This window comes from Brevibacterium sp. K11IcPPYGO002, assembly GCF_050920635.1.
Taxonomy (GTDB): domain Bacteria; phylum Actinomycetota; class Actinomycetes; order Actinomycetales; family Brevibacteriaceae; genus Brevibacterium.
Window position 1 is genome coordinate 668,500 of record NZ_CP131929.1, and the last position, 10,964, is coordinate 679,463.

Genomic DNA, 10,964 nt, shown 5'->3' on the forward strand with positions numbered 1-10,964 from the left:
GAAGTTTGTTCGACACATTCTCATGGCAGTTGCTGCAGGCACTGCGATTCTGACCGCTGTCGCGGGCCTGGCCTTCGGAGCTGTTTGGGCCGTTATCGTGGCAACAGTCGGTATCTTAACCGTCATATTGGGTGTCGGTTATATACAAATTAGAACTCTGCAGACGGTGAAACAGAGGCTGGCTGGTATTCAGAAACAGAACGCGCGTGGAGCGACGTCACTCGCAACCATACAAGCTGTCGTCAACAAGTATCCGGCCGGCGGTGCCATCAAAGTGCCGAAGGAAGTTCACCGAGCATTCGAAGATCTGACTCTTGCGTCCCGATCGTTGACAGTTCCTCAGATGCATTTCGACCAGCTGCTGAGGACAATCTCCGCTAACACGATACGGACTGAATCGGCGCTAGCTGACACGGTTGAAGAGCTCCGGAGCATAGTTGAAGGGCCCGAAAGCGAAGTGACCTCAGAACACCAGAAGCGAGATTCAACGCGATGAGAGGTACCAAGGGAATGCTCTCAATTGTAGCGGCGTACAGCATATTGTTTCTGGGAGTGATCGTTGGAATAGTCGCAGACTCTTGGCAATTCAGCATTCTAGCCGCCATATTGTCACTAGGAATTGTTGCCATTTGGTCGGTCAGTAAAATGCGCGCCGCCTCGCAGTCATTGCGCGAGATACGGACTGAACTGCGCCATTTGCGTGCTGAGCGAAAGAACAGCTCGTCGCAGATTGAACAAGGCCAACAACGACAGCTCGCTTCAGAGAATATGTTAAAAGAGATGAGCGATCAAATTAATGAAATCGATTCCGGAATCCGTGGGATAGATCAGAAGTGCACTCAACTTGAAACTGTACTTCAGAGAGTTGACAAGATCGAAAAGTCAATACTCGCAGCTTATGAATTGGAAGCTGAGAACCGGACTTCCATTGAACACTTCTCGGACAATCTGAATGAAACCAAACTGCTAGTCGCTCGTACCAAGCAGCAACTAAATCGAAGTGTTAGACGTCAAGTTGAAACATTTGGACTATTGGAGCTTCTTGAAGGTAAATTCACTGCCAGGATTGACTACATGGTCGACGAAGTGCAGTTAGAAATGGTGCGCACTCGAAAGGACATCGCTAATATTTCGCGGCAACTGGTTGCGCTGAAACAAGTAGGTCCAACGAGCCAAGCAGTTTCGGTTGGCCAGGGTGAGCAGATTGACCATTCAAAGTATCTCTATTACCTCTCTTATCAAATACCAAAAGAAATTGAAGCTCTCGAGAAACTGGTGAAGCTTTATCAGCCATCCGGGCGAGTTCCTTTACTGGGTGGCTGGGCTCTTACCCCAACCGGAATGCTGGATATAACAAATGCGATCAATCGTCATCATCCCGGTATCATAATCGAGTGTGGAAGCGGAACTTCAACTCTGTGGATGGCCATGGCCGTTCAGGCTGCAGGCTCAGGACACATTTACGCTCTCGAGCACGATCTTGACTTTGCTAACTCTACGAGGGAATTGCTAATCGAAAATGACCTTTCGGAATACGCTACAGTGATTCACGCACCAATAGTTGAGCACAAGGTCGATGACCGCGAGATCGAGTGGTACGACATTCGGGAGCTACGAGGGGTTAGCCGTATTGATCTGTTAGTTGTTGATGGGCCGCCACAAGCCTTGGGCGAGCTACGAGGTGGGGCGATGAGCTTGTTGGGCGACCGCCTGGCCGAAGGTGCCCGCATTTTTGCAGACGACGTAAACCGGCAGTCTGAGCGACAGATGGTTCGAACCTGGCTTGAGGACTACCCTGACCTCCATCTGCAGAATTCATCGACGCCAGTTCAGTCGCACTTGTTGCGATCAAATAAGGAGAAACCGTGACGACTGGCGCTCGTCTGGCTCTTCGTGAATCCGCTCAGGTCTTACGGAAGTTGAACGCACCCAAGCGCGAGGGGTCATTATTGATCCAACGCTCCGAACTGGGCCCGGATATCTTAGCAGCGCTGCTGGACGGCGGCGCCAATGTTGATGCGAGCGAAGTCGCGAGGATCGCACGAAGGGCAATAGCAAGCGATCCCCGTGCGATTAGACTGTACTCATCGTATTCATTTGAAATTCTCCAAAGTTTAGCGCGGGTTCTCTGTTTGTCTGGTCGTTCGATTTCAATCGACCAGGGAATCGATATTCTGCAGGCCGTAGATGATTTGCCCCAGTTTCCTAAACTTGATTCGAAATACAGGCGGATACTGATCGAGTCGCTAATCGTTAAGCGTCGGTGTCGAAAAGCGGCCTGGGCGCTTAAAAATATGGAGCCGAACGCATGGCGGATGCGTCAGTACCGTTTGGGGATCCATAGCCCCTTTTTCGATGACGCTAACGAGGAAGCCATTCCAGCCACGCAGTGGCTGAAGCTCTTCAACGAATTTCTTAGTCCGAGCTCGGATCTGCATCCCGTCGAACTAAAACCAAGTTTGGGGCCCTTTCCATTTGACCAGCTGTGGTCTGCGCCGAAAAAGTGTTTGCATGGGCCTGTCGTTACAGTAGTGATGTCTACATATCGGCGGGACGACACCATTCTCGGCGCCGTGCATTCAATACTAAATCAGACCTGGAGGTCTCTTGAGCTTTTAATTATCGACGATGATTCCGGTCTGGAATACCAGGGAATTTACCAACGACTTGCGGAAATGGATCCTAGGATTCGTGTCGTGAGGCAACGCGTCAACGGTGGAACATATCTCATACGTAACCGCGCAATTACGCTCGCTCGTGGCGAATTCATTACTTTCCAGGATAGTGACGACTGGTCTCATCCGGAAAGACTTGAGCGGCAAATTAGACCAATGTTGGATGATCCACTTCTCGTAGCGACACAGTCTTCTTGCGTTCGAACTGATGACTACTTAAATCCGGTTCAAATTGGTTATCCGAAAGTGCTCCGTCGCAATGAGTCGTCTTTAATGTTTAGGGCCGAGGCAGTACGCCGGATCGGATACTTTCATTACACGCGCAAAGGTGGCGATTCAGAGTATCGGTTGCGCATGGAAGCAGCGTATCAATCTAAGACTCCCATAGTTGGAGATGAGCCGCTGGCGATCGTGCGCCTGACATCTGGTTCCTTGAGTCGTAACGAATTTGCTCCAGGGTTTCGCCATCCGAATCGCCTTATCTACTCCCAGGGATTTGGGCTGGTTCATAAACGTTGCGCTGAAGCGGAAAGTTTCTACAGACCCCTTCACGAATACATTGATTCGTTTGTGCCGTCGAGTTTCAAACCACGTCTTCCTCTAGGCGACGCTATAAACCTGGAAGCGGTTCTCGTCGCGGATCTGCGATCTTGTGCTGAAATGACTTCGCAGATCGTTGACGCAGTTGCCGGAATGGCTGCCAAAACCAAGAGGATCGGGCTTGCACACGCGGTTGGAATGCGTTTCAGCGAGTATGCAACTGATAAGTTGGATGATGACGTCTCTGCGCTATTTGTCGACGGTCACGTCGAACCCGTGGTGTTTGGCGAACGTCGATCAATTGATACTTTGCTTGTTTCGGACCCATCTCTGTTGCAACATATTCCATGGGGCGCGACAGAGTGGGAAGTTGGGGAGTTGTATCTTTTGCGTGTTCCCGACAGCGCAGGCGAGAAGCAATACGATGAAGCAACGGTTGCGTTCAATTGCGTTCGATTGTTTGGCCAGCGACCTACGTGGATCGATCAAAGGAATGGCGCCTTGCGCGATCTTATAGATGCGATCGGGGGTGCGAAGCAGCCTGCGCTTACCAGTAGTACCTCTGGGAGCCAGTTTGTCTCTATCGAATACTCGGGTGAATTTTCCACGGATGCGCCGATTCGACATGCATGGAAGCTTTACCTTGCGGATTCGTCGGAATTGTCTGGACGACCCAGTTTCAAGATGGACACGCGGGGAGCGCGTGCTCCAATTGCAGTTGCTTCAGCTAGCTCGGGAGCGTGGTGCGCTGTAGTTGGCTGGCCTGGACCTCAATTCGGCCTTAATGTCTCTCTCGAACAAGTTTCTCGTCGATTGCTCGGGTCGTGGATGCAATCGGCTGAGGAGTTTGATTGCGAATACGCTGACGTATCGGGTGATTGCGTGGTTATTCGTTGCGACGCCCGTGGCCTAGCACTAAGGGCAACCGCGCGTGACATTGAGGTAGACTTTCTCGGTTCAGCTGTTGAAGTTTCTGCTGCATGCGCGACGTTTGAGAGTGGCCCCGAAAGCTCAAACCAGGACGAGCTGGTGCGAGATTCGAATGGGGCGATGTACTGGAATCCGATCGACGTGGCTTTGAGATACGATGGATCGGCACTGGACGAGCTTCAACAGGTGGTCGCTCATGAGTACGCTTTGATGCCTTCACTGGTACCTGAGCTCGTGTTAGACGATGATTTCGACTCTGCAGTTTGGTTGGGACTGCTTCGTGGCTCGGTTGGGCAACTCAACATCTCTATACTGCATGGTGGCGGCCGGCTAGCAAAGTTCCTAGACAGCCACTTTGTTGAGTACAGTGTCGTCAATTCGGGCCGAACAACACCTTCCCCGCTTAGCTATATGAATGAGTCTGGGAGCGGTCCTGCCGCAAACCCGCCCTACCTGCGACCACTAATCGCGACTTCCGTGCGTGCAAGAAATTTGGGGAAAGTAGTCAGGCGCGAGTCGACGAAGACGGATATTTTGGAGCGCTTGTGGACAGGGCTCTCATCGATCGTTCCCAGCACACTTGAAGACCGTTCTAAATCAACTCCTCTTCAGCCTAAGCCTCGTTCAAAAGGGGCGCGATGGATTACTGATGACATTCAAGACTGTCGCGATGTTACCTCATTAGCGTTGCCCCGGAAGCGAGTAAATCGTCTAGCGCTATTGCCAGATCTTTCTCTGAACGAGGAAGTTCCCTTAGCTGCAAGCTTCGTGCGCGGTAAAACTGATCGGCTGGTTGTTAGTATTTCCAATGATCGCGTCGTTGACCGGTTTGGTTTCGTTCGTGAAGCGCGAGTCGATAGTGTATTTCCCAGTCATCACTTGACAATTGTCGACACGACCTACGTTAAATCGGTCGATTTGAGTTTCGGATGGTTATTTGGTACTGCAAATGACAACTTGATTCCCCGCTGGGCCATGAAAGTGCGGGAGCTGATTACACTGCTCGACTGTAAAGAAATCTTGATAAGAGGTTCAGGGCGCGGGTCTTTGCCGGCGATTGCACTTGCTCAGCATTTTCATGATTGCGATATACAAGTAGACGGTTTGGAATCGGTGGCGGGTGCTCGGTCCCCTTCCGACCTCGAGACGTTGGAGAAGCTCATTCTCGGTGAGGGCCATGATGAGTCCATACTTCAGATTTACGCCGATCGTCTGACGCTGCAGGGAGTAGCTAGTAAGCTTCCGCGTAGTTTGGTCGAGAGGCTTGGCCTCAGCCAGTCTGTGTCCCCGAAGGTTACTGGTACTGAGCTCGGAGATTTAACTAGCTGAAGTGTGGCCGGAAGAGCTAGTCGCCACTCGCAGGTATTATTTGTGTTCGACTCGGTGCTGAGTTTGGAACCCTGGGACGGCGAACGCAGCCAGAAAGGCATGTAGGCAAGAATGAAGATTACTTACTCAATTGAGCAGCAACCGTTTGAGTCGTGTTGGCTAAGGTTTGAGCTTGAAAGCGGTGACGACATATCCGCACGTGCAGGGAGTGCGCAGTATGATCGCCTTCTCTCGACCCCAGTAGTGACAGAGCTGGTATCAGGCGGCTCCTTGGGCATGTCGGATCACATCCATCCAGATCTACTGACTGTGGCGGCTTTGCTGGTATGCGGTCAGACCAGAATCAGGCGACTGAACGTTCCCAATCTTCCAAGCTACGAGATGTGCCGCGTCGTAAAAGAACGTTTCGGCATTGATGTCATTTCGGACGATGGAGTCGAAGGGCATAGCGCCCGCCGAAGCGCGGGTAGTTTGCCCGGGCTCGCATTTTCTGGAGGTATCGATTCTTGTGCTGCACTACTGCTTTTGCCAAGACAGACAGTGTCAGTCTTTATGCGGAGATCTCATCTTGATGACCTGCCAAAATCTATGTACAAGGAGGCTGCCGCTCTCGACAGTCTCAATGCCGTAGCCACTAGCGGGCGTGCCGCGGTCTCTCTGCGGTCCAACGTCGAGGTGATCAGACAGCCAATAGGCTTTCCAGTTGATTGGTCAAATTCTTTGCCGCTGGTGCTGAACGCAGATGCTTTGGAGATTGGATCGATCTCGTTTGGCACGGTTCTAGAATCAGCTGGTGGCCTGGGTAAGTACAAATACTCGGATCTGAGCGATCGAACAATCTACTCTCGGTGGGCGCCGATTTTTGAAGTAGCCGGAATCGAGATGTCGTTGCCGGTTTCTGGTTTGAGCGAGGTTCTAACTTCGAAATTGGTTCGCGAACACGGACAGTTTCTAAAGGCTCAGAGCTGTGTGAGAGGTGAGCCCGGGAAGCCTTGTGGTCGGTGTTTCAAGTGTTTTCGGAAGTCTATTACCGAGGCCGCATTAAGTGGAGATGAGTTTTCGAGCGATCAAGTCTCTGCGTTCTTCCGTTCTCAGGAGATTCGTAGAAGGATTGTCCAATCGCCGATCCACCATGAGATTGGACTGGCTTGGGCTTTGTCAAGAATCCCCCATGCCGGAGGCGTCATGGAAGCTCTTGGAGCGAGAGCGAAAGTATATTGTGATCAATTTGATGGGTTGGGCTTCCTTGAAAGGCCGTTTTTGCCGAACATTCAGGCATATGTGCCAGTCTCAATTAAAGGCAGTGTGATTGATCGCGTGGTTGAGTGGCTTGGTGAACCTAACTCATCGGACATTTCGCTTGTTCAGTCATGGAACGTAAGTGCGATTTTGGAATCGCCAGATTACATTGCGGCTGTGGACAGCACTGTGCAGAGACTGGCAATGGTGAGCGAATAACAGTTTCGAGGTTTCCAGCCGAATCGTTTGTCGCTTTTACGCGGCTTCGAGTTAGCAGCAAGACGTTTGTTTAGATTGGACTGAATTCATGCCTCATTATGAGCGCTATATAGACCCCGGATCGCATCCACTAACTGCCGACCTTGTGGCGCGCTTGGAAAGAGCCGAAGATCAGGTCCGTGAGTTGTCCGTGAGGCTCAAGGCGTTAGAAGACATTTCGTCGCCAGCGCGGCCGCGTCCGGATGCTGATTTACGGAAATTGGGCGCGTCGTTTTCGGCTCAAATCTTCGATACCAGGGGATCATTCGCATCGATTGACGACCAGATCTTAGAGAATGACACAGTTCTTCATCACCCTAAGAAACTCGGCATGAAGTTCTACGCTTTCAGCAGCCTCAAGCATGGTGAGCCACTACATGTCGTGTTCCACGGTGCGATGGTCAATGGAACTTGGTTCCCACGCTTTGAGCGCGTTCGTTCGTTGCGCTCGGAGAGTTTATCATTCTGTTCAATAGCCGATCCGAGCATCCAACTCGACTTGGGTTTGAAGCTGGCCTGGTATGCCGGGCACGATGGTCTGGACCCAATGGACTGGATTGTTGAATTAGTTCAACGCCTCGTCGAAGTCGCTGAACCCTCTCAGCTTGTCTTCGTCGGTAGCTCTGGCGGAGGTTTTGCTTCATTGCGCGCGTCGCAAAAATTCCCGGGTTCCTTGGCTTTCGTTACCGATCCGCAGACAATCGTCACGAATTATCACGAACCTCAGGTGAGTCGACTCCTGCAAGCCGGCTTCGATGGCTTCGACTCTAATGCGGCGCTTGAAACCTACGGCGAACGCCTGTCAGTTCCATTTAATTACGAAGTAGGTGGAGTGTCAAACTATGTTTACTATGCTCAGCACAGATGGGACAAGTTTCATATTGAAAACCATTTGAAACCATTCGCGAGTGTTTTCGGAGTGGCTGAAGTGGATCGAGATATCGATACTGAAAGATTCAAGCTAGTGCTGTTCGACAAAGGAAAGCATGGGCCTTTGAGCCCGGATCAGTTCAACGAGCATCTCGCGATTGCTGAGGAGTGGCATCGAGGAAAACTTTCAGCAATCAGTCGGTAACTGCCTTCGCGGCGGACTTCGTCGTGCCTATTCTGTCGATCTTGGTGGTCCATCGAGACTGCCGAACGATAGATTCAAGCGCTTGCGCGGCTGACTCTGCTCCGTTGGTTTCTTCGACGGCACAAAGGCTGTCCACCACTTTGGCTCGTTGAGCGTCGTCGGCCATTCGCGCGATCGCGTCTCGGATTCCAGCTGCAGTTGTTGCCGATATTGCCCATCCTGCCTCAGCTGCGCCTTGGGCACGAGCGACCTGGTCATCAGTTATGGAGCGAGAGTTCGGTACGATAACGCTCGGAATACCAAGAGAGATTGTCTCCTGAACTGAGTTATACCCGGCTGCCGCCACTACGAACTCAAACGCCATAAAATACTGTGCTACCGGATACGCGGAAATCTCCACGGCACCAATGGATTGCGCTGTTTCACCGGAGGTTAGGGGCGACTTGACGACGACAGCCTGCCACGATTCTCCCAATTGGTGGATGGCCTCACATGCTGTCTTTCGAACATCGGTCTGGTCGCCCAGTGAACCACCTCCCACGTTCACCAGTACATATCTATTGGAGGGATCCAATCCGAGCTCTGTGATCGCTTCACGGCGTTTGAGCAAGTCAGAACGTTTCATCAAGGTGATCGGCTCCGTTCGCACCGCCTCTATCTCCGGACCGACGTCGACCTGCTCGGCTATGGCGAAGTCGCCCGGGATGATCACTTCGTCAACGACTGAAATTGCGTTGTGCCTTTGAGGGGAAGCTTGATTGACTTCGTTCTTCCAGTTACCCCGCTGAACCCAAACCAACGGGATTGCCTGATCCCTACATACATTAGTCAGTCCGTAGTAGACCCACGTTCCATCGAATACCACCACTCTGGGGCGTCTGTCATCGACCAATGCGGCAAAGTGACGCTCAAAGGCGCGATTCCAGAGTTTCGGCGAGATGCCCGCCGCATCTACGGAAGGAAAATAGTGGATTGTATCCCCGGTCTCGGCTAGTGAACGATAGGCCCGAGAAAGTGTCAGGAACTCTTTGGTAAGGTCAGTCCCAAGATGCCTTGCTATTGATTTAAGCCGGGTGATATGACCAAGTCCTGCCCCATTACTCGTGACGAAGAGGATGTCGAGGTGTTCTTCGTTGAGAGCGTGTGGGGCTGAACCTGAGCGTGTTGACAGTTGCCCGAGCCGCGCTTCGATTCGCTCGAGCGATCGTTCCATGTGATACTCGTGACGCGATTCCTTAGCTCGTTCATCTCCGATTGCTGTCAGAATCCTGTTCGTGCGATTGAGTCCGCGATCATCGTGAGTCTTCAGTTCGATGCGAAGGTGATCGCGCTCACTGCGGCCTCGACGGTCGCTGATCAACAGTGCGAGTAGTAATAGCCAGCCAATACTGATAAGAACAGTGGTGATCCAAGAGAAATTGTACCTAGCGAGGGGGACCAGGGTCCACAGCAAACCCAGCAGGCCGAAGGCCGTCCCCGCGCTGAACAGAGCTGCACGTATTCGGCGGTTAGTCATTAAGTACCTCTTTCCTGCTGCCCGCGCGACTGCTGGGGTGCTGTGAATGCCAGCTCGGCCAACTATTGGCTCAGAGCCAAATGGCTGGTTTAGGGGCTGAACCTCGGGTGTCGAGCATGACTTTGGACTTGGACGCTAGTCCGCCCAGATCATATGTGTCGTGCGCTTGGAGAACTACTACCGCGTCGGCTTTCACGACTGAGTCTTCGAGATCTGCTTCGCGAGTGATGTCGCCGCTTTCTAGGTTCCACACGTCGACCATTGGGTCATGGAACATAACGTTGGCTCCCCGCTCAAGGAGGAGTTCGGCAACTGGCTTTGCCGGCGACTCGCGCTGATCTGCGATGTCGGCTTTGTAGGTTACACCGAGTAGCAGAATGTCCGATCCGTTGATGGGTTTCCGATGCTCGTTGAGTAGCTCCGATACGCGGTCGACTACGTATCGCGGCATGGAGTTGTTTATCTCTTGCGCTAGTTCGACAAATCGGAATGGATATCCGAGCTGGTTTCGCACTTCATACGATAGATAGTTCGGGTCGATAGGGATGCAATGACCACCAACTCCGGGTCCCGGGGTAAATTTCATGAATCCGAACGGTTTCGTAGACGCGCCGCGAATCACTTCCCAAATGTCGATATCCAGTTCTTTGCAGAACTTGGTCATCTCATTCACCAATGCAATGTTCACATGTCGGAAGGTATTTTCGAGAAGCTTCGCGGTCTCGGCCTCTCTGGTGCCGGTCATCGGGACTGGCTTATCAACGAACGTCCGATAGAATGCGGCCGCGGACTGCGTGGACGCATCATCAATTCCTCCGATGAGCTTGGGCGTGTTTTTGATCCCGAACGTTTTCGATCCAGGGTCTACTCGCTCCGGGGAGTAGGCGAGGTTGAAATCCTCACCGGCCGCCAGGCCGGAAGCAAGTTCCAGTATGGGCCGCACTAGATTGTCGGTTGTTCCGGGGTACGTGGTGGACTCGAGAATCACAGTCGTGCCCGCAGTTAGATTGTCCCCCACTGTTCGACTGGCCCCTTTGACCGCGGCAAGGTCAGGACTGCCACCTTCCGCGAGCGGGGTGGGAACGCACATTACCACGACGTCGGACTCCGCGATTACCGCCGAATCGGTAGTCGCTACGTAGCCCAAGTCGAGCATCTCTTGGATCTCAGAATCTGAGAGGTCGTCAACGTGCGAGCGTCCACTGTTGAGCATGTCCACAAGTGACTCAGTCACATCTAACCCGTGGACCTTCCACCCGCTTCGCGTCGCAGCTTGTGCCAGGGGCAGGCCGACATAGCCTTGCCCAACAATCGTGACTGTTTGGTGAGCCATTCATCTTCTCCTTGCTGGTGATTCGTTTGGTGGGTTCTCGTCAGCGGTGGCTTCGGCACCCGCGCGGGC

The 10,964-nt window shown here is 52.5% G+C and carries 7 protein-coding genes; 5 read left to right on the plus strand and 2 right to left on the minus strand.

What is annotated here, in order from left to right; genetic code table 11:
• The first annotated feature begins 22 nt into the window (after positions 1-22).
• From QYM46_RS03000 to QYM46_RS03020, 5 genes are all read left to right on the plus strand, one after another.
• Positions 23-496, plus strand: a complete 474-nt coding sequence (locus tag QYM46_RS03000; RefSeq protein ID WP_432790800.1) for a hypothetical protein — start codon at positions 23-25, stop codon at positions 494-496.
• Complete coding sequence (locus QYM46_RS03005; RefSeq protein WP_432790801.1) at positions 493-1,869, plus strand: class I SAM-dependent methyltransferase; 1,377 nt, start codon at positions 493-495, stop codon at positions 1,867-1,869. The genes QYM46_RS03000 and QYM46_RS03005 overlap by 4 nt, the downstream gene beginning before the upstream one ends.
• The gene (locus tag QYM46_RS03010) at positions 1,866-5,474 is read left to right on the plus strand and encodes a glycosyltransferase family 2 protein (protein WP_432790802.1); all 3,609 of its coding nucleotides are present in this window, start codon (positions 1,866-1,868) and stop codon (positions 5,472-5,474) included. Before QYM46_RS03005 ends, QYM46_RS03010 begins: the two co-directional genes overlap by 4 nt.
• Before the next feature lie 276 nt (positions 5,475-5,750).
• On the plus strand, positions 5,751-6,932 hold the full coding sequence (locus tag QYM46_RS03015) for a DUF6395 domain-containing protein (protein ID WP_432790803.1): 1,182 nt from the start codon (positions 5,751-5,753) through the stop codon (positions 6,930-6,932).
• A gap of 88 nt (positions 6,933-7,020) precedes the next feature.
• A complete protein-coding gene (locus QYM46_RS03020) occupies positions 7,021-8,046 on the plus strand; it encodes a hypothetical protein (protein ID WP_432790804.1) in 1,026 nt (341 codons plus the stop codon).
• Here the strand turns inward: QYM46_RS03020 and QYM46_RS03025 are convergent.
• Together QYM46_RS03025 and QYM46_RS03030 are read right to left on the minus strand one after the other, a co-directional pair.
• On the minus strand, positions 8,036-9,562 hold the full coding sequence (locus QYM46_RS03025; RefSeq protein ID WP_432790805.1) for a glycosyltransferase: 1,527 nt from the start codon (positions 9,560-9,562) through the stop codon (positions 8,036-8,038). The two genes, QYM46_RS03020 and QYM46_RS03025, sit on opposite strands and share 11 nt — an antisense overlap.
• Positions 9,563-9,632: 70 nt before the next feature.
• A complete protein-coding gene (locus QYM46_RS03030) occupies positions 9,633-10,895 on the minus strand; it encodes a nucleotide sugar dehydrogenase (protein ID WP_432790806.1) in 1,263 nt (420 codons plus the stop codon).
• Positions 10,896-10,964: the final 69 nt, after the last annotated feature.